Annotated in this window: 23 protein-coding genes and 1 tRNA gene; 15 read left to right on the top strand and 9 right to left on the bottom strand. The window is 66.9% G+C overall.

The window, feature by feature from the left end; all coding sequences use genetic code 11:
* Positions 1-689: DNA alkylation repair protein (locus ACT3UE_RS11615; RefSeq protein ID WP_444566750.1), on the top strand; the 689-nt coding region annotated here is incomplete at its 5' end.
* Positions 690-733: 44 nt separating this feature from the next.
* Positions 734-1339: a globin gene (locus tag ACT3UE_RS11620; RefSeq protein WP_444566751.1), complete on the top strand. Its 606-nt coding sequence runs from the start codon at positions 734-736 to the stop codon at positions 1337-1339.
* 19 nt (positions 1340-1358) lie between these two features.
* Here the strand turns inward: ACT3UE_RS11620 and ACT3UE_RS11625 are convergent, their stop codons facing one another.
* Complete coding sequence (locus ACT3UE_RS11625) at positions 1359-2627, bottom strand: MFS transporter (protein WP_444566752.1); 1269 nt, start codon at positions 2625-2627, stop codon at positions 1359-1361.
* 300 nt (positions 2628-2927) lie between these two features.
* Here ACT3UE_RS11625 and ACT3UE_RS11630 point away from each other — a divergent pair, with 300 nt between their 5' ends.
* Both ACT3UE_RS11630 and ACT3UE_RS11635 read left to right on the top strand, forming a co-directional pair.
* A complete protein-coding gene (locus tag ACT3UE_RS11630; RefSeq protein ID WP_444566753.1) occupies positions 2928-4205 on the top strand; it encodes a sensor histidine kinase in 1278 nt (425 codons plus the stop codon).
* Positions 4202-4879 (top strand): response regulator, encoded by a 678-nt coding sequence (locus ACT3UE_RS11635; RefSeq protein ID WP_444553697.1) that lies wholly within the window; start codon positions 4202-4204, stop codon positions 4877-4879. The genes ACT3UE_RS11630 and ACT3UE_RS11635 overlap by 4 nt, the downstream gene beginning before the upstream one ends.
* Here ACT3UE_RS11635 and ACT3UE_RS11640 read toward each other — a convergent pair.
* On the bottom strand, positions 4876-5796 hold the full coding sequence (locus ACT3UE_RS11640; protein WP_444566754.1) for a CPBP family intramembrane glutamic endopeptidase: 921 nt from the start codon (positions 5794-5796) through the stop codon (positions 4876-4878). The two genes, ACT3UE_RS11635 and ACT3UE_RS11640, sit on opposite strands and share 4 nt — an antisense overlap.
* Positions 5797-6116: 320 nt before the next feature.
* On the opposite strand from ACT3UE_RS11640, the gene ACT3UE_RS11645 reads away from it, so the two are divergent.
* Both ACT3UE_RS11645 and ACT3UE_RS11650 read left to right on the top strand, forming a co-directional pair.
* Positions 6117-6884 carry an ABC transporter ATP-binding protein gene (locus ACT3UE_RS11645; RefSeq protein ID WP_444566755.1) on the top strand — a complete coding sequence of 256 codons (768 nt, stop codon included), beginning with the start codon at positions 6117-6119 and terminating at the stop codon, positions 6882-6884.
* A gap of 4 nt (positions 6885-6888) precedes the next feature.
* Positions 6889-8832, top strand: a complete 1944-nt coding sequence (locus ACT3UE_RS11650) for an FtsX-like permease family protein (RefSeq protein WP_444566756.1) — start codon at positions 6889-6891, stop codon at positions 8830-8832.
* Here ACT3UE_RS11650 and ACT3UE_RS11655 read toward each other — a convergent pair.
* Entirely contained in the window at positions 8804-9478 is a 675-nt protein-coding gene (locus ACT3UE_RS11655) for a hypothetical protein (RefSeq protein WP_444553701.1), read from the bottom strand. The two genes, ACT3UE_RS11650 and ACT3UE_RS11655, sit on opposite strands and share 29 nt — an antisense overlap.
* Positions 9479-9594: 116 nt before the next feature.
* Between ACT3UE_RS11655 and ACT3UE_RS11660 the strand changes: the two genes are divergently transcribed.
* The gene (locus tag ACT3UE_RS11660) at positions 9595-10551 is read left to right on the top strand and encodes an acyl-CoA thioesterase (protein ID WP_444566757.1); all 957 of its coding nucleotides are present in this window, start codon (positions 9595-9597) and stop codon (positions 10549-10551) included.
* Between the two features lie 79 nt (positions 10552-10630).
* On the opposite strand, the gene ettA is transcribed toward ACT3UE_RS11660, so the two are convergent.
* Together ettA and ACT3UE_RS11670 are read right to left on the bottom strand one after the other, a co-directional pair.
* Entirely contained in the window at positions 10631-12313 is a 1683-nt protein-coding gene (gene ettA, locus ACT3UE_RS11665) for an energy-dependent translational throttle protein EttA (protein ID WP_444553703.1), read from the bottom strand.
* A 133-nt stretch (positions 12314-12446) separates the two neighbouring features.
* On the bottom strand, positions 12447-12992 hold the full coding sequence (locus ACT3UE_RS11670; RefSeq protein WP_444553704.1) for a single-stranded DNA-binding protein: 546 nt from the start codon (positions 12990-12992) through the stop codon (positions 12447-12449).
* 215 nt (positions 12993-13207) lie between these two features.
* On the opposite strand from ACT3UE_RS11670, the gene ACT3UE_RS11675 reads away from it, so the two are divergent.
* Together ACT3UE_RS11675 and ACT3UE_RS11680 are read left to right on the top strand one after the other, a co-directional pair.
* A tRNA-Arg gene (locus tag ACT3UE_RS11675) sits at positions 13208-13283 on the top strand.
* 219 nt (positions 13284-13502) lie between these two features.
* Positions 13503-14747: an MFS transporter gene (locus tag ACT3UE_RS11680; RefSeq protein WP_444566758.1), complete on the top strand. Its 1245-nt coding sequence runs from the start codon at positions 13503-13505 to the stop codon at positions 14745-14747.
* Between the two features lie 10 nt (positions 14748-14757).
* Here ACT3UE_RS11680 and ACT3UE_RS11685 read toward each other — a convergent pair whose 3' ends face one another.
* On the bottom strand, positions 14758-15417 hold the full coding sequence (locus ACT3UE_RS11685) for an SDR family oxidoreductase (RefSeq protein ID WP_444566759.1): 660 nt from the start codon (positions 15415-15417) through the stop codon (positions 14758-14760).
* 28 nt (positions 15418-15445) lie between these two features.
* Positions 15446-16285 carry an aldo/keto reductase gene (locus ACT3UE_RS11690; RefSeq protein ID WP_444553707.1) on the bottom strand — a complete coding sequence of 280 codons (840 nt, stop codon included), beginning with the start codon at positions 16283-16285 and terminating at the stop codon, positions 15446-15448.
* Between the two features lie 97 nt (positions 16286-16382).
* Between ACT3UE_RS11690 and ACT3UE_RS11695 the strand changes: the two genes are divergently transcribed.
* Entirely contained in the window at positions 16383-17078 is a 696-nt protein-coding gene (locus ACT3UE_RS11695) for an HAD-IA family hydrolase (protein WP_444553708.1), read from the top strand.
* Positions 17079-17212: 134 nt separating this feature from the next.
* On the top strand, positions 17213-17839 hold the full coding sequence (locus tag ACT3UE_RS11700; RefSeq protein ID WP_444561544.1) for a malonic semialdehyde reductase: 627 nt from the start codon (positions 17213-17215) through the stop codon (positions 17837-17839).
* Positions 17840-17887: 48 nt separating this feature from the next.
* On the opposite strand, the gene ACT3UE_RS11705 is transcribed toward ACT3UE_RS11700, so the two are convergent.
* Complete coding sequence (locus ACT3UE_RS11705) at positions 17888-18994, bottom strand: GTP pyrophosphokinase (RefSeq protein WP_444561543.1); 1107 nt, start codon at positions 18992-18994, stop codon at positions 17888-17890.
* 291 nt (positions 18995-19285) lie between these two features.
* Here ACT3UE_RS11705 and ACT3UE_RS11710 point away from each other — a divergent pair, with 291 nt between their 5' ends.
* Together ACT3UE_RS11710 and ACT3UE_RS11715 are read left to right on the top strand one after the other, a co-directional pair.
* Positions 19286-19918, top strand: coding sequence for a uracil-DNA glycosylase (locus tag ACT3UE_RS11710; RefSeq protein ID WP_444553711.1), 633 nt, complete (start codon positions 19286-19288; stop codon positions 19916-19918).
* A gap of 146 nt (positions 19919-20064) precedes the next feature.
* Positions 20065-21552 carry a DUF2079 domain-containing protein gene (locus tag ACT3UE_RS11715; RefSeq protein ID WP_444566760.1) on the top strand — a complete coding sequence of 496 codons (1488 nt, stop codon included), beginning with the start codon at positions 20065-20067 and terminating at the stop codon, positions 21550-21552.
* 42 nt (positions 21553-21594) lie between these two features.
* Here the strand turns inward: ACT3UE_RS11715 and ACT3UE_RS11720 are convergent, their stop codons facing one another.
* Entirely contained in the window at positions 21595-22200 is a 606-nt protein-coding gene (locus ACT3UE_RS11720) for an HAD family hydrolase (RefSeq protein WP_444566761.1), read from the bottom strand.
* Between the two features lie 100 nt (positions 22201-22300).
* Between ACT3UE_RS11720 and soxR the strand changes: the two genes are divergently transcribed.
* On the top strand, positions 22301-22747 hold the full coding sequence (gene soxR / locus ACT3UE_RS11725; protein ID WP_444566762.1) for a redox-sensitive transcriptional activator SoxR: 447 nt from the start codon (positions 22301-22303) through the stop codon (positions 22745-22747).
* Positions 22748-22851: 104 nt separating this feature from the next.
* On the top strand, positions 22852-23379 hold the full coding sequence (locus tag ACT3UE_RS11730) for a flavin reductase family protein (RefSeq protein WP_444553715.1): 528 nt from the start codon (positions 22852-22854) through the stop codon (positions 23377-23379).
* Positions 23380-23391 lie beyond the last annotated feature (12 nt).

Genomic DNA, 23391 nt, shown 5'->3' on the forward strand with positions numbered 1-23391 from the left:
TAGCCATGGGCACCGGGCTCGGGGAGTTGATCATCTCCCGGTTGGCGGCCGCCGCCGATCCGGTCGCGGCGGATGCCATGCAGCACTATATGAAGACCGACATGGAGTTCTTCGGCGTCCGGGCCCCCGTCGTCCAGCGGATCGTGCGCGACTCGGTGCGTGAATCCGGGGTCGGCCGGTGGGAGGAACTGCTCGGCTCGGCCCGCGGACTCTGGGAGGGCGCGCGGTATCGCGAGCAGTGGTATGCCGCCCAACAACTCACCGGGTACCGGTCCTGCCGGGGCAGGCTCGAGTTCCTCGACCTGTTCGAGGACATGGTCGTCGACGGCGCCTGGTGGGACATCGTGGATCAGTGCCACCGCCGGTTCGCCGACCTCCTGGCGCAGCATCGCGGGCAGGTTGATCCACTGGTGCGCGCCTGGGCGGTGGATCCGAACCATTGGAAGCGTCGCCTGGCGATCATCACCCAGCTCAGCGCGAAGGAGGCCACCGACGTCGGCCTGCTGGAAGCGGCCATCGTGGCGAATATGAGCGAACAGGATTTCTTCCTCCGCAAGGCCATCGGGTGGGCCCTGCGCGAATACGCCAAAACCGATCCGGCATGGGTACGCGCCTTCGTGGCCGGGCATCGGCAGGAACTCTCGGGCCTGAGCCAACGAGAAGCCCTGAAGCACCTGCGTATTCGATAGTGTGGAGGAGGCTGGACCGTGCCAGCCGTGGAAGGAAACAACTCGTGAGCGACCAGCAGAACCAGCAAGGCGGGCCCGTCCGTCTGCCCGGAGGGGAATCCTTGGGCATCCATGTCGGACAAGCGCGCCCGTTGTCCTCCCCCTCGGTGTCCCCTGCGGCCCCGGGCGGGCAGTCCGGGGACGGCGACACCTCCCCGCAGGGCCCTGATCGATTCGGCGGGACGACCCCGGCCTCCGCCGACCGGGGCGACCACGAGGACCTCTCCCCCTATCTGGGGACCTTCTACGCCGAGGTCGGCGGATCCAAAACCTTCCAGCGGCTGACCGAGTTCTTCTACGAGTCCGTCGCCAGCGATGCCGAGTTCCGCTCGATCTACCCGGAAGAGGATCTGAAGCCGGCAGCCATCCGCCTGCAGTTGTTCCTCGAGCAGTACTGGGGTGGCCCGACCACCTACAGCCAGCTGCGCGGGCATCCGCGGCTGCGGATGCGCCACGTCCCCTACACCGTGGACACCGCGGCCCGGGACACCTGGCTGGCCCATATGCGTCATGCCCTGGACCGGATCGCGTTGCCACCGCTGCAGGATGCCACGATCTGGGACTACTTCGACCGGGCGGCCCGTTCGCTGCAGAACGCCGCCGACCGCTAGGAGCCCTGCCCACCGCAGCCTAGACCGCCGCGGGAACCGACGCCCTGTGGGCCGTGAGCATGAAGAACAGTGCGGCGGCTCCGAGGGTAAGCAGGGGCCACACCAGCAACGGCACGCCCAGCCCGAAGGCATCGGCGAGCAGCCCTCCCCCGACGGCCGCCAGCGGCACGGAGCCCATGGTGATCGTGCGTTGGGCGGCACTGGTCCGGCCCAGCGAGGTGGCCGAGACGGCATTGGCGGTGAAGGCCGCCCCGGCGATATTGGTCACCGTCAGGGTGGCCGCCCAGCAGACCTCGAAGGCCAGCAGCAGCACCACGGCCGCCCCGGGCCACAGATACGCGGCCAGCGGGAGAGCTGCCACGACCGCCTGGAGGACCGCACCCCAGCCGAACAGGCGCCTCAGGGAGACCCGACGCACCATCGCCGGCGCCACGAAGGTGGCCGTCAACGCCGCCGCCGCCGCCACGGTCCCCAGGATCCCGTAGAAACCCATGCCCAGCCCCAAGGTCCGCAGGATCAGGATCGGTTGGATCGAACTACCGATGGCCAGCCCGATATTGCCGGCAGCCGTCAGCAGGGTGATTCCCAGCAGGACCCTGTTGCGCAGTAATACCGCGAAACCGTGGCCGGCCCCGAGGGCAAGGACCTTCGCCGCCCCGGCCGGGTTGCCGGCTGCCGACGCGGCGCGTGCCGGCCGCACCCGGCCGGGTCCCTTCCTCACCAGGGGGAGCATTGCCGCCACCGCCAGGGCGAAGAAGGCGGTGGACAGGGCCAAGGCGGGCCCGCCGCCCCACAGCGCGATGAGCGCACCGGTCACTCCGGGAAAGATGATTCCGGCAGCCCGGTCGATCGAAGCCATCGTGGCAATGACGTGGGCGATGCCCCTCGTGTCACGGGTCAATCCCGGAACGATGGTCGTCTGCGCGTTTTCGGAGGCCACGGTCAGGATCCCTGTCACCGTCACGGCGACCATGGCGGCCACGGTGCCCAGCTGACCGGTCAGGAACAGGATCAGGACGGTCCCCGATCCCAGCAGTTTGGCCACCAGAGATACGGCCAGGACCCGTGCGGCGCCGACACGGTCCACGAGCATGCCCAACGGGACGCTGAGGAACAGGAACGCGAGCGAACCCAGCGCGTTGAGCAGGCCGACTTGGGTGGCCGAGAACCCGAGGACCGTCACGGTGACGATATCCAGGGTGATGCCGAATAGTTGATTCGCCCCGGCATCGGAGGCGTTGGAGAGAATGGCAGGGCGGAGGCGGGGCTGAAGGGGTTTGTTTCTCACGGATCTTCCTGGTCGTTCGTCCTAGGGGTAGAGGCCACCGGGCGCAGCGACATGACGCCCACGGCTTGTGGACGTGATGACGTGCGGGACTAGGAGAAGATCCGTGTGATGAAGAACATGTTCCGACCCTACCGGTCGGGGGACGTCGGCCCCGTTCACTCCGGTTTCCCCGCGGGTCAACGCCTCCTGTTCGGGCCGGGCGATCATCTGCAAGGATGGGAGGGTGCCCCGGGCCCACACAGGGTAATCCACGACGAGGTCGCCCACCGTCCACCCACTCCAGGACAGGAACCCCAGGACATGCAGGACCACGAGGATCGCAGCTTCCGGCCATCTCCCGCCGAGTGGGGTTCCGCCGTGGTGTGTGCCGGGCTGGCACTGACCACCCTGCTGCTGCTTCCGCTGCTCGAGACCGCCGATACGGAGATCCCGGGAGGGACGTTCCCCTCCGGCGGGTATGAGCTATGGGGAGTTGCGGTGGTCCTGGTGGGCCAGGCGGTCGCCCTGCTCCGGGCCAGGACGGCCCCGCGGGCGGTACTGCTCATCGTCGTGGCCTTGCCGATCGCCTTGGCCCCCTTCGTCCCTGGCTCGGCGTTCAGCCTATGCACCCTGGCCATCTTCTGTGCCGTCTTCCTCACCGTCGGCGTGCTTCCGGTACGCCGGCTGGGCCCCTTGCTGGCCCTGACCGTCCTGTTGCTTGCCGGGGCCCAGACGGTCAACGACTTCCGCACCGGCATGCCGGCCTCCGAGGCCGGGATCTCCGCGGCCCTCCAGGCCCTGGTGGTGGTCGGCGCCCCGGCCCTGTTCGCGCTGGTGTTCTCGTCCCGGCGGGAAGCCCGCCTCTCCCGCACCCATGAAGTCCAGGCCCTGGCGCGTGAACACCAAGCCCGGATCGAGGCAGCAGTTGCGAGGGAACGCACGGCGATGTCCCGGGAACTGCACGATATTGCCGCCCACCACATGTCGGGCATCGCCCTGATGACCTCGGCGATCCAACAGCAGATCGACACCGACCCCGAGGAAGCCAAACGGTCTGCCCAGCAGGTCCGCTCCCAAAGCACGGCCGTGCTGCAGGATCTCCGCCTGCTGGTCGGCCTGCTGCGCGAACACCCCGAAGGCACCCGTTCAACCCGGACGGTGGCTGCGGTTCCCGACCTGGTGGAGGAACGACGCGGCACGGGAATGGACGTGGAGGTGCTCCTGTCGGCGGCGGGGGACGACCGGGAGCCGGGGACCGGGATCGGACCGCTGGCCCAACTGGTGGTGTATCGGATGGTCCAGGAATCACTGGCCAATGCCTCCGCCCACGCTCCCGGGGCCCGGTGCGTCGTGGAAATCGACGACACCGATCCCGGCCGACTCACGGCCGTCGTGCGCAATGGGCCGTCCGCGGCCGGGCCCCGGGGCACCGCCGGGGGCTTCGGCCTCCTCGGGCTGGGTGAGCGGGCCGAGCTCATCGGGGCTACGCTGAGCCACGGGCCGATGGGCGACGGCGGCTGGTCGGTTCGTCTGGTGGTGCCCCGGGAGGCCAGGGACCCCGACGTCGACGACCACGAAACCCACCAGGAGTTGCCTTGATCCGCGTGTTGCTTGCCGACGACCAGCCCCTCGTACGAGCCGGGCTCTCCGCCTTATTGAACATGGAGGCCGATATCGATGTCGTCGCCGTCGCCTCCGATGGGGTTCAAGCCCTGGAGTTGGCCCGCGAGATGGACCCCGATGTCGCCTGCCTGGATATCCGCATGCCCGGGATCGACGGCATCAGCGTCACCCGGGAGCTGTGCGGGCCGGGGGTCCTTACGCCGATCCCTGTGCTGGTGCTGACCACCTTCGACCTCGATGACTATGTCTTCGGGGCCCTGGAGGCCGGGGCCTCGGGGTTCCTGCTCAAGGACGCCGAACCACAGGTGATTGCCCAGGCGGTGCGACGGGTCGCCGGCGGGGAGGCGACCATCGACCAGACGCTCACCCGCCGGATCCTGCGGGAGTTCGTCGAGCGACGGAGCCTGCAACCGGTCACCGGACGCAGGGTGGAGGACCTGTTGACCCCGAGGGAGCACGAAATCCTGCTCCTGCTGGCCCAGGGGAAACCGAATGAGGAGATCGCGGCCGATCTGGTGGTGGAAGTCTCCACCGTCAAATCGCATTTGGCGCGCATGCTGCCCAAGCTCGGGGTCAGGTCCCGGCTCCAGGCGGTCGTGTGGGCCTACCAGAATCGGATCGTCGAGGTCCCCGACGGCTCTGGTCCCTAGCCCACCCCTTCCCGGACTGCCTCCTCCGCGCCAGCAGGCACGTGGCCCAGCTGTCCGCCGGTGGCGACGATGATCGCCACCGCAGCGACGACGGCACCGATGGCGGTCGCCGGAAGGACCATGACTTCCGTGATCGCCGGGAAGGTCTCGGTCCAGATGATGGAGGCGAAGGTGTTGACGCTGACGTGCATGAGCATGGAGAGCGGAAGGCTCTGCCCGGTCCGGTTGAAGACCCAGGACATCACCACGTTGAACGCGAGGCAGAAGATGATGAATGCCACGGGGCGGGTCCAGTGGGCCTCGGGCCAGCCACCCCATTCGGTCAGGAACAGTGGCAGATGCCAGATGGCCCAGAGCGGGCCCAGGAGCATCGCCGCCCCCAGGGCCCCGAAGCGTTGCTGCAGGCGCGGCAAGGCGAAATCCCGCCATCCGGGTTCCTCGGCAAGTCCGGTGGTCAGCAGCTGGACCAGCAGCAAGGGAACGTAGAGTCCGATGGCCGTCACCGACGGAGCGTTGATCCTCCCGCCGGAGAACACGAACCCGGTCACCAGCATCGCCGCGGGAACCCCCAGCAACGTGATCGCGTACCACTGCCAGTGGACACGCCACCTCCACAGGCGTCCGACCCAGATGCGGAGCCCGGAACGGCCCTCCGTCACGATCGTGACCAGCAGGGCCGAACCGATGGGTCCCAGGAAGGCCCCGGGCAGGACGCCGGCGAACTGCGAGGTGCCCAGCAACTCGGGGAATCCATAGTCCCAGACCCCCAGCCCGTTCCTGGACAGGATGTACGGCAGCCAGCCCAGCCAGCTCAAGAGGTTGGTCGGGATGAAGAAGGTCGTCAAAGGCCGTCGTCTAATCAGTCCCCGGACGGATCCGGCCTCGACGTCCGGTTGTAGTTCGGTGGTGGTCATCATGGTCCCTTTCCGGGGGTTCGTCCGCTGTTGTGCTGTCCTTCCGACGCTATGGCCGCATGCGGCAGGGCCACCAGCCGTGCAGGATGGCATGTGGGGACCACCATCCAAAGGTGTTGTCCCGCCCTCGGGAACCGGTGCCACGTCAACGGACCGGCGGGCTCCCCGGGGCATCGAGGGGCCCTCCCGGCTCCGCGCGCACCCGGTCCTTGCATCAAAGGATGCAAGTCCCGGGGTGCCTCCTCCAGCGGCTCGTGCCGGGCCCGTGGCGCTTCTAGGCTCGAAGTCCCCAGGCAACATTCCCCCGACATAGGAGCCATCCCATGAGCATGACCACCCCCGCCACGGTGCCGACCGGCCGGATCCCGGCACCGGCCGTGGTATTGAGCCGACTGCGCAGGACCTACCCGAACGGCCCCGGGGTCTCCACCGCCTTGGACGATGTCACCTTCTCCCTCCCCCAGGGCACCTTCACCGCGGTGATGGGGCCGTCGGGGTCGGGAAAATCCACCTTCCTGAACTGTGCCTCCGGGCTGGATGTACCCACCAGTGGACGCGTGGTCATTGGGGGAACCGACCTCACGATGCTCTCCCCCGACGCGGTCACCCGGTTCCGCCGGCGGCATATAGGTTTCATCTTTCAGGCCTATAACCTGATCGGTCATTTGACCGTCGCCGAGAACATCGCACTCCCGCTCCAACTCGATGGCAGGCGTGCCGACACGCAGTGGCAGCAGCGGCTCATCTCGGCGGTGGGCCTGAATGGGAAGGAAAACCAGTACCCCGGCGAACTATCCGGAGGTCAAGCCCAGCGGGTCGCTATCGCCCGGGCCTTGATCGCCCGTCCGGACGTCGTCTTCGCCGACGAACCCACCGGCGCCCTGGACCGCCACACCGGCCAGAAGGTCCTTCAGGTCCTGCGGACCACGGCCCACGAACTGGGCCAGACCCTGGTACTGGTCACCCACGATGCGCAGGTGGCCACCGCTGCGGACCGGGTGCTCTTTCTGTCCGACGGCCGTCTGGCCGGAGACCTGACCGCGCCCTCCACCGACCAGATCGTCGCCCGTCTCACGAAGCTCGAGGGCTGAGATCATGTGGTCCACGACCCTCTCCGCATTGCGCGCCCATCGTTCCAGTTTCATCGGCAGCTTTCTGATCGTGCTCCTTGCGGCCGCCTTGCTTTCGGCCACCGGAGTCTACCTGGCAGCGGGGCTGTACGCCGGGGCCTGGGGCTCCCCGGTGTCCCAGCTCCTGACGGTGGCCGGTTCCTTCGCCGGCACGGCCCTGATCCTGGTCGTCCTGGTGTTCTCCCAGACCTTCGCCGCCTCGCTACGGCAACGCCAGCAGCAATTCGCCCTGCTTCGGGCCATCGGGGCCACCTCCGCTCAGATTCGTTCGATGATCACCGCCGAAGTCTTTGCCGTCTTCTGCCTGGCCGCACCGCTCGGGGCCATCCCCGGGCTCTACGCTTCCGGCCTGCTCCTGCCGCTGTTGCGCCGCAGCGGGATCGTCCCGGCAGGGTTCGAGCCAACCATCAACGCACTTCCCGCAGTGGGTGCCGTGGTGGTGCTGTTGGCCACGAGCCTGCTCACGGCACACCTGGGCGCCAGGAGCCTGACCCGCGTCAGCCCGATGGCGGCCGTCAGCGGCAGCGCCATGGAAACCCCGGTGCCCTCCCCCGTCCGGCGTATCTCGGCCTGGAGCTTCCTGGCGGCGGGCTCGGGGTCCTCCGTGATCCCCATCATCCTGCCGAACACCATCGGCAGCGCCAGCGGTGCCTCGTCCGCGTTCCTGCTCGTCGCCGCGGCCGCGTTGGGCGGGCCGGCCATGATCGGGTGGGTCGCCCGGGCTGCGGTCAGGTTCTTCCGGTCGGGCCCGGCCGGGCCGGCGGTACTGGCGATCGCCAACACCCGGGGTTTCTCGCGTCGGCTCACCACCGCGATCATCCCCCTGGCCCTGTTGCTGGCCTTGGGAACCGTCCAGTCCGGGGTGGGGGTCGGTACCGTCGGAGCAGCCGGGCTGCAGCTCCGCGAGGGCCTGGAAGTCAATCTGGTGGTCTCCTCCCCCACGAGTCTGGGCACCGAAAACGCCACCGAGGTGGGACAGGTCCCGGGGGTGGAGTCCGCGATGGCCAGCTCTACCGTCCCGGTCAGCACGAAGCTCGAGGACGATGACGAGGATCTGGCCCTGTTCAATGACTTCCTCTGGGAACCCGGGGCCCTGCGCACGGTGGGAGACCACCCGGGCCGGTTCCTTGATCCGGGGCTCACGCAGGGGAGGCTGGAGGATCTTTCGACCCCCGGGACCATCGCCGTGAGCGATGTGGCCACGCTGGGGACCGGAAAGGGCCTCAATGACCCCCTCGAAGTGCGTTTCGGCGACGGCAGCGAACACACCCTGACCATCGCCGCGATCTACCGCAACGGTCTGGGATTCGGTGACTTCATCATCAACGAGGACAACATCCCGGCGACGAACCGCCCGGACCGGGTGGACTCGGTGCTGGTGAACACCACCGGCAGCGGTGCCGCGGCCGCCTCAGCATCGCTCGCCTCCCGGGGATACACGGTCAGCAGTGTCGCGGACTACGCCGAACAAGCGGTGATCTCCACCGCCGAGCAGCAGCGCCTTTCCAACGCCTTGTTGCTGGTCCTGGTCCTCTTCGTCGCCTTGGCTGCCGGAAACACCCTGGTGATGCTCACCGGGGCGAGGAAGAACGAATTCACCGTGTTGAAACGGTTGGGTGCCACCCGCAGCCAACTGCGTTTCATGGTCTTCATCGAATCCGGTTTCGTCGCCGTATCCGCCCTGGTGATCGGCACTCTGTGTGTTCTTCCGGCACTGTTCGGTGTCGGTTACGGGTTGTTGGGAGGCTGGGACCCGGCCGTGGACTGGCCGATCTATGGCGCACTGGCCGCCGCCGTGGTGTCGATCGCGGTCGGGACGATGGGTCTGTCGGCGTGGGCCGGAACCCGTGATCGGTCACCGGCCGGGGGCCGGTCGGTCCCTACAGCAATTGCGCTGCGTGCCGGATGAGGGTGTGTCCCCCCGCGGAGGACAGCCGAAGCCAGCGGCCTTGCCTGAAGACCCTGCTGGTTCCCCCGGGCCGCAGGAAACCCAAGGTGTGGGCGGCGAAGGCCGCCCCCAGCGGCAGTTCCACGTCATGGGGGCCGGTCCCGGTCACCGGGGCGGACCAGATCCTCCCGCGGACCGTATCCAGGACCGGGCGCCCCACGCTGGCCGGAACGGCCTCGGCGACCGAGCGCATCCCGGTTTCGGCCTGGGCCCGCAGTTCGTCGTCGGCGTAGGCACCCAGTTCCTCCCAACCGGCCAACGGCGGGGTGATGCCGGCCCAGGCGGCCCGGGACTCCGCCGGGGGCAAGGCCAAGGTCGTTTCGAACTCATCGACCCGCGCCAACCGGTCGGTCAACGCGCCGAGCTCATGGACGGCTTCGAAACCGTCCGCTTCGGGGCTGGCCAGACGGGCCACCCGCAGTCCCAGCACGGTGGGGGTCGCCGCGGCGATGGCTTCCTGGGCCAGAACCGGAACGTAGACGGCCAGTGCCGTCCCAACCGCCTGCAGCCGGACTTGACCGTCCTCAACAGTCCGGGCCCGGGTCAGGAACGTGCGTAGATCAGTCATGGTGTCGGCATCGGCGAAGAGCAGCGTATCGTGAAGCATGTTCCCATGCTGTCACCCCCGGTGTCGGCACGCTATTTTCCGGTTTCTCCTGCTTGATTGGCGAGGTGGCCCGCGGATAGTCTCTAGCGCAGGACAATGCCTACCAAGGAGTAATAGTGCCCGAAAAAGAAGTGCCCGAATCCCTGGTCAGGGTGCTGGATCTCGAAGGAGACGGCCAGACCCGCACGGACGAGGACATCTTCGTCGGCCACACTCCCGAGCAGAGCCGGGACCGGGTTTTCGGTGGGCAGGTCCTGGGCCAGTCAGTCATCGCCGCCTCGCGCACCGTCGAGGGCGGACGGCCCATCCACTCCATGCACGGATACTTCCTGCGTCCCGGCAACGTGAAGATCCCCATCACCTTCGGGGTCGAACGCCTGCGTGACGGCCGGTCCTTTTCCGCCCGGCGCGTCCATGCCTACCAGAAGGGCAAGCCGATCCTGTCGATGATCGCTTCCTTCCAGGAGCCGGCGGAGGGCCTGGAGCACCAGCTGCAGGTGCCCGAGGGCATTCCGGAGCCCGAATCACTGCCGACCACCGCCGAGGTGATCGGGAAGATCAACCATCCCATTGCCCGCGAATGGGCCTATAAGCGCCCCTTCGACATCCGCTACATCGACAAGCCCCTGTACTTCGAGGCCCCGACCGGTCAGGCCCGGACCGCCTCGAACGCCGTCTGGATGAAGTCCTACGAGGTCCTGCCCGACGACCAGTCCCTCCACCGGGCCGCGCTGGCCTTCGGGAGCGACTACACGTTGTTGGAGTCGGTGCTGCGCCGCCATGGCCTGCCATGGATCACCCCGGGGATGAGTGTCGCGAGCCTGGACCACGCCATGTGGTGGCACCGCGACGTCCGCGTCGACGACTGGCTGCTCTACGTCCAGGAGAGCCCCAGTTCCTCCGGGGCCCGCGGGCTGGGCCAGGGACGATTCTTCACCCGCGAAGGCGTCCTGGTGGCGACCGTGGCCCAGGAAGGCATGCTCCGTGTTCCCACCGATACCAAGTCCAAGATCATTGGCGGGGTGCAGTCGCGCCTGATGCGCGCGGCGGTCAAGCACGAACAGAAACGCTAGGACCGCCCGCACCACACAAATACGGCGCCCCCGCCGGATGTCATCATCCGGTGGGGGCGCCGCTCGTGGTTCCGGGAACCTAGCCGCGGGTCAGACGGCGGTGGGTCACCCGGTGGGGCTTGGCCGCATCCGGGCCCAGCCGCTCGATCTTGTTTTCCTCGTAGGCCTCGAAGTTGCCCTCAAACCAGTACCAGTTGGCCGGATCCTCCTCCGTGCCTTCGTAGGAGAGGATGTGGGTGGCGACCCGGTCGAGGAACCAGCGGTCGTGCGAGACGACGACGGCGCAACCGGGGAACTCGAGCAGCGCATTCTCCAGGCTGGAGAGCGTTTCGACGTCGAGGTCGTTGGTCGGCTCGTCAAGGAGCAACAGGTTGCCGCCCTGCTTCAGGGTCAACGCCAGGTTCAAGCGGTTGCGTTCACCACCGGAGAGCACACCTGCCTTCTTCTGCTGGTCCGGGCCCTTGAACCCGAACGCCGAGACGTAGGCCCGGGAGGGCATTTCGACGTTGCCGACCTGGATGTAGTCATTGCCCTCGGAGACGACTTCCCAGAGGTTCTTCTCCGGGTCGATGCCACCACGGTTCTGGTCGACGTAGGAGATCTTCACGGAGTCGCCGACCTTGAGCACTCCGTCGTCGATCTCTTCCATGCCCACGATCGTCTTGAACAAGGTCGACTTGCCGACACCGTTGGGCCCGATGACCCCGACGATGCCGTTTCGCGGCAGGGTGAAGGAGAGGTCCTCGATGAGGACGCGGTCCCCGTAGCCCTTCTTGATCTTGTCGGCTTCGATGACCAGCGAGCCCAGGCGCGGACCCGGCGGGATCTGGATTTCCTCGAAGTCGAGCTTGCGGGTGCGCTCGGCCTCGGCAGCCATCTCCTCGTAGCGGCCCAAACGGGCCTTGGACTTGGTCTGGCGGCCCTTGGCGTTGGAGCGGACCCATTCGAGTTCATCGCTCAGACGCTTGGACAGCTTCTGGTCCTTCTTGCCCTGGACGGCCAGACGGGCCTGCTTCTTCTCCAGGTACGTCGAGTAGTTGCCTTCGTAGGGGTGGAGCTGGCCACGGTCGACTTCGGCGATCCACTGGGCCACGTGATCCAGGAAGTACCGGTCGTGGGTCACGGCCAGCACGGCGCCCGGGTAGGCCTGCAGGTGCTGCTCGAGCCAGAGCACGGATTCGGCGTCGAGGTGGTTGGTCGGTTCGTCCAGGAGCAACAGGTCCGGCTTCTGCAACAGCAGCTTGCACAAGGCGACCCGACGGCGCTCACCGCCGGAGAGGATCGAAACCTCGGCATCACCCGGAGGGCAACGCAGGGCATCCATGGCCTGCTCGAGCTGGGAATCGATATCCCAGGCGTCGGCGGCGTCGATGGCCTCCTGCAGCTTGCCCATCTCCTCGAGCAGCGCATCGAAGTCGGCGTCCGGTGAGGCCATCTCCTCGGAGATCTCGTTGAAACGGGAGATCTTCCCGTAGATTTCCCCGACCCCTTCCTGGACGTTGCCCAGGACGGTCTTCTCTTCGTTCAGCGGTGGCTCCTGCAGCAGAATGCCCACCGAGTATCCGGGGCTGAGCCGTGCCTCGCCGTTCGACGGCGTGTCGAGGCCGGCCATGATCTTGAGGATCGTCGACTTACCCGCACCGTTCGGGCCGACGACACCGATCTTCGCGCCGGGGTAGAACGACATGCTGACATCGTCGAGGATCACCTTGTCGCCAACGGCCTTGCGGGCCTTGGTCATGGTGTAAATGAATTCTGCCATGCCCTCTAGGCTAGTCGTTGCCGCGGACATTTCCCTATTTGGGCGGGGCCGGAGGACTCCTGCCGGCACTACTGCTGCAGTGGCCCCACCGGAACAGTCCATCACCGGTGGTGCAGGACCGGAGGCCGCGGCCTCAACCGGCCAACGGATCCGCCTCCGGTTCCTCCTGGTCCTGCCACGCATCACCGGACCCGGCAGCGGAGGGACCCGCATGGGCCGTTCCCGGCCCGGACGGCGCCTCGGCTTCGTCCCCCTGGACCGCGGGTGGCCCCGGCTCCGTCCGGTGCCCGTCGCCCCGGGGGGCGAATAGTTGGGGAAGCCTGGCGAATTCGGTGGTCCCGAATTTGAGGTCATGGCCGATGGCCTCGGCCTCGACATCTATTCCCGTCCCCGTGCTGCCGTCCTCACGGGTGTATTGGTCCACCTTGGCGTATCCGGCCACGAAAACCCGTTGCCCCTTGCGCAGGGAGGCGTGGGCATTGAGCCCCAGCTGGTGAAACACCTTGATTGTGTACCAGTTGGTGCTCTTGGTCTCCCATTCGCCGCTTTGCTGGTTCCTGCCCCGGATATCGGCCCCGAGTCGGAACTGGGTGACCTTGAAGTCATTGGCATGCGTGCGCACCACCGGGTCGGTCCCCACATTGCCGACCACGGTGATGAAGTTGTTCACGTCTTTCATGGTGTCCTCCAGTGCTGCGCTCGAACCGGGACGGATCGTCCCGGATCCCCAGACTGGCCGTTCGGCCGCAGAAGCGGCGGCGCCGTCGGCGAGGGTGTGCACTACCGGTCTGATTCGTCCGGAGACCGGGGGGGTGTGAGGGGGCCGTGGCCGGCCCGATGTGGCGCTGCCGGAACGGATCGCTAGAATGATTCCTGTTGCCCTGCGGGGCACGGGCCCCCGTAGCTCAGTGGATAGAGCAACAGCCTTCTAATCTGTCGGTCGCGCGTTCGAATCGCGCCGGGGGCACCACCCACACCCACGAGGCCGTTGCGCTCAGACGCGCCGGGCCCGCGCCGGCGAGGCGCGAACAACAAATAGTCCACCCGCAGCATAAAAGCCATTAGACTATAGGCAGCAGCAGTGATACTCCCCCGCCCGGCAGCAACACGCTGATCCGATCGGGAGGTCCTCGGTCCTCCGGGACCGCATCACCATCTTGACCCCGAAGGAACAGGAAGAAGCATCCAGGTGCCCACCACGCAGCCGACCATGGTTCGAGGAAACCTCCGTGCGTGGCGCAATGCCGTTTTCGTGGTCTTCACCCTTTCAGGCCTGGGCTTCGCCTCGTGGGTCTCCCGCATTCCGGCGGTTCGGGACGGCATGCACCTGAGCACCGCCACCATCGGACTGATGCTCTTCGGCCTGGCCTTCGGTTCCATCGCTGGACTCGCCACCGCCCCGAACTACATGGCCCGGATGGGGACCCGCAACGGGCTGAGATATTCGCTGCTGGCCATGGCCGTGGCCACCGTGTTACTGGGCCTGGCCACCGAGGTATGGGGTTCCTTCCCCGCCTCGGCCGGCATATTGGTGCTCTTCGGTTTCTTCTACAGCATCACCGACGTCGTCATGAACGTCGAAGGGGCGGAGGTTGAAAGGGCCAATGGGCGCACCCTGCTGCCGATGATGCACGCCTTCTTCAGTTTCGGAACCATCATCGGTGCCGGCCTCGGCGCGGTGGCAGCCATGAATTCGCTCCCGGTGGCCATCCACTTCACGTTGGTCGGGGTGGCCATCGCGGCCGCCGGCAGTTGGAGCGTTCGCTATCTTCCCGGGCCCGGGATCAAGGAGCCCGTCGTCCTACCGACCACGCCCCAGGTGGTCACCGGTGTCGGGAGGCACACCCACCTCGGGGCACGGCTGCGCGAAATCCTGAAGATGGCCGCCGAACCCCAGTTGTTCTTCCTGGGGCTCATGGTCGTGGGCATGGCCTTCGTGGAAGGCTCCGCCAACGACTGGTTGCCCATCGCTGCCGTGGATGGTCATGGTTTCGACAATGCCGGTGGGGCCCTGGTCTACGGGACGTTCGTGGCGGCGATGACCGTCGGGCGGGCGGGCGGCGGGCCGTTGATCGACAGATTGGGCCGACGCCACACCCTGACGATCATGGGGGCACTAGGGTTCATCGGCATCCTGATCTTCATCCTGACCGACAGCCAGTGGACGGCCTTTGCCGCCGCGGGCCTCTGGGGCCTGGGCGGTTCGCTGGGCTTCCCGATCGGTGTCTCGGCGGCGGCGGACCACCCCACGCAGTCGGCACGGAGGGTCAGCATCATCTCGATCTTCGGCTACATGGCCTTCCTGGTCGGCCCGCCGGTGCTCGGTGTGGTCGGCGAACACCTGGGGATCCTCAACGCGTTCTATCTCGTGGCGCTGATGCTGCTGCTTTCACTGGTGGTCGCACCCCGCGCCATGCGCGCCCCACCCCGTTAGCGCCACCGGGTCACCCGTCCACTGCGGCGAACCATTGGTCCACGGGCAGGTCCCCGTCGCAGAAGTTCAACGTGGCACCAATGGTGCGCGGTTGGGCCAAGGCTTCGGCAATGGCTGCGGCGACATTGGCCCGCGCGGTGGAGGTGTCCCCGGAGATCGGATGGTCCAGCGGGGCCACCTTCCCGGTTCCCGGTTCCAGCGTCAGCGCCCCCGGCCCCAGGATCGTCCAGTCCAACGCCGATTCACGCAGATGCTCGTCGGCGGCGATCTTGGCCACCTGATAGGGATAGAACGGGTCGTCGAGCGGTTTCAGGTAGCGGGTATCGGCTTTCGCGAAGGAGACCAGGACGAAGCGTTGCACTCCGGCCACCAGGGCGGCGTTCATGATGCGGATGGCCGCGTCCCGGTCGACCGCGTAGGTGCGCTCGGGATCACCGCCGCCGGCCCCTGCGGTGAACACCACGGCGTCGAATCCTGTCAGGGCCGGTTCCAGTTCGGGGCCGTAGGCCCGCTCGATGTCCAGCACCAACTCGGTGGCGCCGGTCGCCCGGACCTCTTCCGCATGGTCCGGATTGCGGATGACCGAGGTGACCTGATCACCTCGACGGGACAGTTCGCGGCCGAGCAATAAGCCGATCTTTCCGTGGCCGCCGATCACGATGACCTTCATGGGTGGCTCCTGGGGTTCGTGGTGGCGGTCAGTGGCCGAAGACCATCGGGTCGACCAGCTCGTCGCCGGTCCCGTCGAGGGCGTCGATGGCGGCCATCTGCTCGGCGTCGAGTTCGAATCCGAACACGTCGAGGTTGTTGGCCATCCGTCCCGGATCCTGGGACTTGGGGATCGGTGATGCCCCGTGCTGCAGGTTCCAGCGCAGCACCACCTGGGCGGGGGTCTTCTGGTGGGCGGTGGCGGCCTCGATGACCGGTGCTGCCTTCAACGCGTCGCCGCGGGCCAGCGGGGCCCAGGCCTGGGTGTGGATGCCGTGGCGCTGGTGGAAGGCAATCTCCTCTTCACGCCTCCACATCGGGGAATGCTGGATCTGGTTCACATCCGGCACCACCCCGGTGGCATCCATGAGTTCGGTCAGTTGCGCGGGGGTGAAGTTCGAGGTCCCGATCGCCCTGACCTTGCCCTTGGACAGGAGCTTCACCAGCCCCTCATAGGCTTCGACGTAGGTCCCCTGCCCCGGATTCGGCCAGTGGATGAGCAGCAGGTCGATGTAGTCCAGTCCCAACTGTTCGATCGAATGCCGCCAAGCCTGGCGGACCCCGTCGAAGGACTGCCATTCGGCATTGAACTTGGTGGTCACGAACAATTCGCTACGGGCGAGCGGACAGCGCGCGATACCTTGTCCGATCCCGGCTTCGTTGCCGTATTTCTCGGCGGTGTCGATCAGTCGATAGCCGGCCTCGACGGCGTTGAGCACCGCGGCTCCGGCCTCGGTGTCGTCCATCGTCCAGGTGCCCAATCCGATCATCGGGATCTCGGCACCGTTGGCGAGCTTCTGAAGGGGAATTGCTGCTGGGTTCTCTGACATTCACTCATGCTAGCCTGCCCCGTCGATTCCTGCCCGGGCCCGGGCCACCGATTTTCCGGCCACTCCGGGAGCCCGGTTCCGCCGATAGGCTGGGCTGATGGATACCAGCCACCGCCCAGCGGCCCGTCACCACTCCAACGGCGACCATCTCGACGTCGAGGCACTGCTGTTCGACCTCGATGGGACCCTCATCGATTCGACCCGGGCCACCGAGAAGTGTTGGCAGGAATGGTCCCATCGGATGGGGCTGGGAGAGCACGGCCCGCACCCGCATGGCGTCCCGGCCCGGGATGTCGTGGCCCAACGGATCGAACCGGGCCGCCGGGCCGAGGCGCTGGCCCTGATCGAAGCCCTGGAGGTGGAGCAGAAGGAGGGCATCGCGATCAAGGACGGTGTCGCCGAACTGCTGGCGGCGTTGCCGGCGACACGCTGGGCGATCGTCACCTCCTGCACCGCTGAGCTGGCCGCCGTGCGGTTGTCGGTGGCGGGGATCGAGGCCCCCGCGATCCTGGTCTCCGCCGACTCGGTCGCCCAGGGCAAACCCGACCCCGAAGGCTACCTGGCCGCAGCAACCGCCCTGGGCGTGGACCCGCAGCGGACCCTGGTCTTCGAGGACGCTCCCGCCGGGATCGAGGCCGGGCGCGCCGCCGGAGCGTGGACCCTGGGCATCACCGGAACCTACGATGCCGATTCCTTGGACGCCTCGAAGATCGTGGGGACCCTGGAGGGCCTGACCGTGGCCGTCGGTGGGGACGGTACGGGGCTGCGCATTGGTTTTCCGACCGTTGACTAGGCGCCGGTGATCAAGGCCACACCATGATGCGGAAATATGCACAGGCATGCAATGGTTGGGAATTGAAGACCAGCACAACGTCAGTGGCCGGCACCTCACCATGCCCCGACCACCGTCTCCCCCGGAAGGACCCCATGACCACCACGACCTCCGACGTCGAGCAGGAACTGGCCATCGACCCGGCCACCGCCGATGTACTCTTCCGTGAAGCACGCACGGCCAACACCTTCACCGATGAGCCGGTCAGCGAGGAGACGGCCCAGGCCATCTACGACCTCATGAAGATGGGGCCCACGATGATGAACAACCAGCCGATGCGCATCACCTGGGTCCGCTCCGAGGCCGCCCGCGAAACCCTGGTCAACCGCATGGCCGAGGGGAACCGGCCCAAGACGCTCTCCGCCCCGCTGGTCGCCGTCCTGAGCTTCGACACCGAATGGCATGAGCACTTCGCCACCTTCCTGCCCCATGCCCCGGACCGCAAGGAGGCCTTCGACGGTGCGGACAATGCCGCCGCACGCTCCCATGTGGGCAACTCCAACGCCCATCTGCAGGCGGGCTACTTCATCATGGCCGTGCGGGCCGTCGGTCTGCATGCCGGCCCCATGGGAGGCTTCGACGCCGCCGGGGTGGACGAGGACTTCCATGCCGGAACCACCCAGCAGACGTTCATGGTCGTGAACATCGGCAAGCCCGGCGAGAACGCCTGGCGTCCGCGCCTGCCACGCTTCGACTACCAGACGGCCACCACCACCATCTAGTAGCCGGCGCCTGCCCCGGGACCGGCGCACGAACCCGACGGGTCGGTGCTAGTCGGACCCGGGGTTTTTTTCTGCCTGGTAGGAGTCCATCTGGGCCAACCGGCGCCGCAGGCTCTCCTGGCGCTGCCGGTCCTTCCCGGCGGTCAACTCGATATGGCGGGCCCCGAAACGCCACAGCAGCACGTCATCGAGCAGCCGGTCGGGGCCCGGTGAGTACCGGTGGTCCAACGCCTTGCGTACTTCGGTGATTGCGGTGGCATCGAGCAACCCGGCCAGTTCGATCGTCGTCCCCAGCCCGTGGGCGGCGAGCAGTTCGGCGGCCCACCCCCAGTCGTCGTCCGCCTTGCGGTCCACATGCGGTAGCAGGGTCTGCCAGATCTCCCGGATCCGCCCCGGGTCCAGCTCCACGGCCCCTTCGCCGTCACGGTCCCAGTAGCCGGTGACCGCCAGATAGCGGTCATGCAGTTCCTCGAAGGTCGATTCAACGGCCTCGAGCATGGCGGCGGTCGCGGTGAATTGGCGGTCCAGATAGGGGCTCCAGGCCCGCGGGTCGACCTTCTTGAACCGGATGTCATGCTCGATCTCACTCCAGGCATGGGCCAGGATGGTGCGGATCTGGGTTTCAAAGATGTAGTTGCCGGTGACCCTGACGTTCTCGGCCAGTTCACTCTGGTAGTCACGGACGACGTCGTTCTGCCGGGTGCGCAGGATCAGGTGCCGGCTGGAATAGCCGTAGGTCCCCGATTCCACCGAGCCGATGTCCTTCTCCCGGTCGGCGCGGCAATCGAATTCGTGGCGCCGGCGTTTGATCAGGTTGGCCGCTTCGCGGACTTCGTGGGGCAGGGACACGATGACCCGCACCCCGACCAGGTCGTGGAGGTCCCGCAGCGGATGGGGGAATTCGAGTTGGCGATCGCCCCCGGGCTCGTCTGGCTCGATCGTCCGTGAGGCCTTATCGCGGAAGGAGTCCACCGTTTTGGTCCGGCCGGTCACGAAGAGCGGCTGCAGGTCAACGCCTTCGAAGATCTCCCGGATCCGTGCTGTGACGTCGGCGGTCACCCGCTCCAGATGGGGGCGGAGGCGCTCGTAGTCGAGGGTCACTGCGTCGACCCCGGGTTTCAACTGGTCATCCAGCCGGTCGAATACTGCTCCCATGAAGGGTTGCTCCCTCGCCTCGTTGTCTACCGCACCACACACTATCAAGCGGCGTGGACGCTGAGAATCCTCCGGTTCCAGGCCCTCCGTGCCATGGATCACCGAAGACCAGGAGGCCGCCTCGGCGTGTCCAAAAGCCAGAAGGAGTAGTGTGGGAAGCACGCAACGGCATTTTCCGACGCGTTTCCCGTTCACCTCGGCGCCCCAGGGGGCAAGTCCTCCAGTGCGCCGGTCATCACCGGCGGACCAGCTATCCGCAACCAGCAGCAACCCCAGGAGAAGCACCCCTTCATGACCGCATCTGCCCCGGAATTATCGACCGACACGCTGTTTAGCCGCCGTTACGAGGAGCAGATCGCCCCCGTCAACCGACTTCTGGACGAGACCGCCTTGCTGCGCCCCGGCTCCTCGGTCAGCTACGTCGACCCCCAGCACGACGTCGACCAGGTCAAGATCATCTCCCTGTTCTCCAACATCGGCATCGCCGATGACAGCGGCTTCATCACCCCGGGCGACTCCGACGCCGCCGAGCGCATGATTGCCCTGCAGTGGCAGCTGGGCCTGCGTCCGGAATACGTCATGCCCTGGAACGTTTCCCCGTGGCATACCCCCGGTGAAGCCAATGGCCGCTTCGAACCGGCCCAGATCACTTCGGGCCTGAAGCCGCTGCTGCGCATGCTCAAGCAGGTTCCACGTGCGTCGGTCCTGGTCGCCCACGGCACCGAGGCACACCGTCTGGCCGATCAGCTGGCCAAGACCCAGAACCCGCTGTTGTGGCGTCGCGGTTTCAAGACCTATAAGGTCAAGTCCCTCGACGGCCGGGCCTTCGCCGGCTCCGCCGAACGCCAGCAGGGCCACCTGGACCAGATGCAGACCGCCTACGCCGATGCGATGGCCCGCACCGGATTGGCTTCCATCCGCTAGTCCGGCTCCCTGCCGGCTGCGGCAGGAATCCTCAGGACGGTGTCCACCTCTTAGGTGGGCACCGTCTTTTATTGTGAGCCATGCCGCGCCGAATCCCCGCGGCGATGGTCCAGCGAGGGCCCTGATACCCCGCTAAACTCGTAGCCATGCCCGAAGCCCCACCCGCCGCCGAACCCGCGGTGACGCCCGTCAGCCGAGCCCATAAGCTACAGCTGGCTGCGGTCATGGTCGGTGCGACCATCCTGTACGTCGCCCATTCGCTGCTGCGCTACCGCAATTTCGAGGCCAAGGGCTACGACCTGGGCATCTTCGACCAGGCGGTCCACCAGTATTCCCTGTTCAAGGCGCCGATCGTGCCGATCAAGGGCGTGGACTTCAATCTGCTCGGGGACCACTTCCACCCGATCATCGCCCTCTTCGCCCCGCTGTATTGGATCTGGCCCGATCCGCGGATGCTCAACTTCGGCATGATCGCCCTGCTGGTGGTCACGGCCATCCCCGTCTATCTGTTCGCCCGCAGGCACCTCGGCCACCGGGGCGGGCTGTTGACCGCCTCGGCACTGCTTTTGTGGTGGCCCTTCCAGTCCATGGTGAACTGGGATTTCCACGAGGTGGCCTTCGCGGTGCCCCTGATGGCGTGGATCGTCTGGGCTTTCGATGCCCGACGGTACTGGCTGGTCGTGGGCCTGTCCTCGGTGCTCCTGCTGGTCCGTGAGGACATGGGCGTGACGCTCATTGCCGTGGGCATCGTCCTGGCCTTCCACCGCCAATGGGGCAAGGCGATCCTGATGGCGGTCGTCGGTGTGGCCGGCTATCTGGTGGTCACCGAAATACTGGTCCCGCACTTCGCTCCCCCCGATGCCATGTCCTATTGGCAATACACCGCATTGGGCCCCACGGCGGGGGCCGCGATCGTCTTCATCCTGTCCCACCCGTTGAAGTCCATCGCCTTGCTGTTCAACCACGAGCTGAAGGTCCTGCTCTGGTTGATGTCCTTCGTCCCGCTGGCACTGCTGCCCTTCCTCTCCCCCTACGTGATCCTGGTGGCCCCGAGCCTGCTCAGCCGGTTGTTCAACGACCGGCTGAACACCTGGGCCCCGGTCTACCAATACGATGCCATGCTCGCCCCGGTGCTGCTCATGGCCTCGGTGCATGTGCTGTCGAAGATCATCGCCCGCACCGGCAGGAGGAAACTAGCCGTCGGGGCCCCCGCCTATCTGCTGATCCTGGCGTTCGTCTGCACGCTGTTCATCCATGCGGTCTTCCCGCTGGGCCGGACGCTGACCGGGCAGAACTGGACGATGCCCGAAACCGCGAAGGCCCAGGCCCGGGCGGTGGCCCTGATTCCCGACGGGGTCTGTGTCGAGGCCGCGGATACCGCCGTTCCGCATCTGGTCCAGCGCACCTATGTGGGCCTGCACGGGGATATCGGCGACGACCTGTCCAGCTGGATGATCATCGACTTCAATACCGACGAACTCGGTGGCTGGGATCCGCTCTCACCGCAGGAGGCCCTGAAGCGGGGCAAGAAGCTGGGTTTCAAGGTCGTCACCGAAGACGATCACGGCATCTGGGTCCTGCATCGCGATATCCCGGTCAACCCGGTCTGCAGCAACTACCTGCCCCACGACTGAGCCGGTTCCGTCCGGAGGGGGCCGGCAAGCTCACGGGTCGGCTCAGAGTCCCAGTTCCGCCGCCAGATCGGTGTCGGCGGTGTAGTGGACGGTCTCCAGACCCAGGGCCGCGGCGGCGTCGATGTTCTCGCGTTTATCGTCGATGAATACGACGTCGGAGGCTTCGGCGCCCATCGTCGCTAGGGCGTGTTCGTAGATCCGCGGATCGGGTTTGGCCAGGCGCAGGGGTCCGGAAAAGATCAGGTGCTCGAAGTAGCCGGTCCACCAGCCTTCTGCCTCAAAGATCTGCGACATCCGCGCCGGCATATTCGAGAGCACCGCCATCGACGCCCCGCGAGATTCCAGTGACCGGAGGACCTCCCGGGTCCGCGGATCGGGGTGGGACCACAGACCGGTATCGAGTCGGTCCAGGTTCTCCGCTTCGGCCGGCTCCACGGGCCGTTCCAGAACGGCGCTCCAGTACGACGGCGAATCCAGGGCGCCGGCGTCGAAGGAGTGGCGATGGGCCCAATAGGTGCTGCCCGGCGCCCGCAGTTCCCGCCCGGCGGTCTGTTCCAGACGGTCCCAGTCCCCGGCGGCCGGCGCCGCGGCGATGACCATCCCGTAATCGAAGAGGTACCACCCGGCGTCGTGCTGTGTTTGTGCCATGTCCCCAGCGTATCGCCCGGTCCCCCGGCAGCCGATCCGGTGTATTCTTCCAAGCGGCCCCCGTCCCCGGGGCCACCATCCAGAGTAGCCGGAGGGAACCATGCCGTCGGAGGACGATGCGCGGATCAGCGTCGGACAGTTGTCCGCCCGCAGCGGGGTCGCGGTCTCGGCCCTGCACTTCTATGAGCGCAAGGGGCTGATCCAGAGCCGGCGCACCACCGGCAACCAGCGCCGGTATCCCCGATCGACGCTACGCCGGGTGGCCGTCATCCGGGCCGCCCAGCGCGCCGGCATCCCCTTGGCCTCGGTGTTGGAGGTCTTCGAGCAGTTGCCGCGGGACGGGGTGCCCGACCAATCCGATTGGCAGCATCTCTCCGAGGCCTGGCGCGGTGAGATCGATGCCCGCATCACCATGTTGGAGCATCTGAGGGACCGGCTGGACGGATGCATCGGCTGCGGTTGCCTCTCGTTGTCGACCTGCGGTTTCGTCAATGCCGATGACCATCTGGGCACCGACACCACCGGGGCGCCCCGGCTGGACCAGTGAACCGGCGGTCCATCACGACCCCCGGTTTGACCTGAACCTAGGTTTAGGTTTTAGGCTCGGGGTGTTCCCGAGGACGTCGTGAACCCGCCGACGAAAGACCATCGATGACCGCCCCCGCCCAGTCCGTGCCCGCAGCGCACACCAATTCGCTCCTCTTCCGGGAGGCTTTCCGCGGCCATCCGGCCGGGCTGGCCGTCATCACCGCCACCGGCCCGACGGGGCCGATCGGCCTGACTGCTTCCTCGGTCTCCTCGGTGTCCGCCGATCCCCCGGCCCTGGTGTTCTCGCTTTCGGGCCGGACGACGGCCCCGCTGCTGGCCGCCGCCGATACGGTCCTGGTCCACCTCATGGATGCCGGACAGGCCGATACCGTCCGGCTCTTCGCCACCCCGGGCAGCCCGCGTTTCACCGAGGACCTGGAGTGGAGGTTCCTTCCCACCGGGGAACCCCTGCTGCACCACAGCGCCTGGGCTTTGCGTTGCTCCATCACCGACCGGGTCGAGGTCGGCTCATCCCGGGTGGTGATCGCCTCCGTCCTGGACATCCAGGGGGAAGCCTCAGGCCACGGGCCGTTGGTCTACCACGACCGCACCTACCACCGGCTCTCCGAAGGCTCCAGCCTGGCCGGCTAGGGCCTCGGACCC

This window comes from Arthrobacter sp. 179 (assembly GCF_052379645.1).
Classification (GTDB): domain Bacteria; phylum Actinomycetota; class Actinomycetes; order Actinomycetales; family Micrococcaceae; genus Arthrobacter_H.

Bases quoted from the DNA above. Each gene is read 5' to 3' on its own strand.
- ACT3UE_RS11630 (WP_444566753.1), top strand. From the start codon at position 2,928: ATGCAGGACCACGAGGATCGCAGCTTCCGGCCATCTCCCGCCGAGTGG.
- ACT3UE_RS11640 (WP_444566754.1), bottom strand. From the start codon at position 5,796: ATGATGACCACCACCGAACTACAACCGGACGTCGAGGCCGGATCCGTC.
- ACT3UE_RS11645 (WP_444566755.1), top strand. From the start codon at position 6,117: ATGAGCATGACCACCCCCGCCACGGTGCCGACCGGCCGGATCCCGGCA.
- ACT3UE_RS11650 (WP_444566756.1), top strand. From the start codon at position 6,889: ATGTGGTCCACGACCCTCTCCGCATTGCGCGCCCATCGTTCCAGTTTC.
- ACT3UE_RS11655 (WP_444553701.1), bottom strand. From the start codon at position 9,478: ATGCTTCACGATACGCTGCTCTTCGCCGATGCCGACACCATGACTGAT.
- ettA (WP_444553703.1), bottom strand. From the start codon at position 12,313: ATGGCAGAATTCATTTACACCATGACCAAGGCCCGCAAGGCCGTTGGC.
- ACT3UE_RS11670 (WP_444553704.1), bottom strand. From the start codon at position 12,992: ATGAAAGACGTGAACAACTTCATCACCGTGGTCGGCAATGTGGGGACC.
- ACT3UE_RS11685 (WP_444566759.1), bottom strand. From the start codon at position 15,417: ATGAAGGTCATCGTGATCGGCGGCCACGGAAAGATCGGCTTATTGCTC.
- ACT3UE_RS11690 (WP_444553707.1), bottom strand. From the start codon at position 16,285: ATGTCAGAGAACCCAGCAGCAATTCCCCTTCAGAAGCTCGCCAACGGT.
- ACT3UE_RS11695 (WP_444553708.1), top strand. From the start codon at position 16,383: ATGGATACCAGCCACCGCCCAGCGGCCCGTCACCACTCCAACGGCGAC.
- ACT3UE_RS11700 (WP_444561544.1), top strand. From the start codon at position 17,213: ATGACCACCACGACCTCCGACGTCGAGCAGGAACTGGCCATCGACCCG.
- ACT3UE_RS11705 (WP_444561543.1), bottom strand. From the start codon at position 18,994: ATGGGAGCAGTATTCGACCGGCTGGATGACCAGTTGAAACCCGGGGTC.
- ACT3UE_RS11710 (WP_444553711.1), top strand. From the start codon at position 19,286: ATGACCGCATCTGCCCCGGAATTATCGACCGACACGCTGTTTAGCCGC.
- ACT3UE_RS11715 (WP_444566760.1), top strand. From the start codon at position 20,065: ATGCCCGAAGCCCCACCCGCCGCCGAACCCGCGGTGACGCCCGTCAGC.
- ACT3UE_RS11720 (WP_444566761.1), bottom strand. From the start codon at position 22,200: ATGGCACAAACACAGCACGACGCCGGGTGGTACCTCTTCGATTACGGG.
- soxR (WP_444566762.1), top strand. From the start codon at position 22,301: ATGCCGTCGGAGGACGATGCGCGGATCAGCGTCGGACAGTTGTCCGCC.
- ACT3UE_RS11730 (WP_444553715.1), top strand. From the start codon at position 22,852: ATGACCGCCCCCGCCCAGTCCGTGCCCGCAGCGCACACCAATTCGCTC.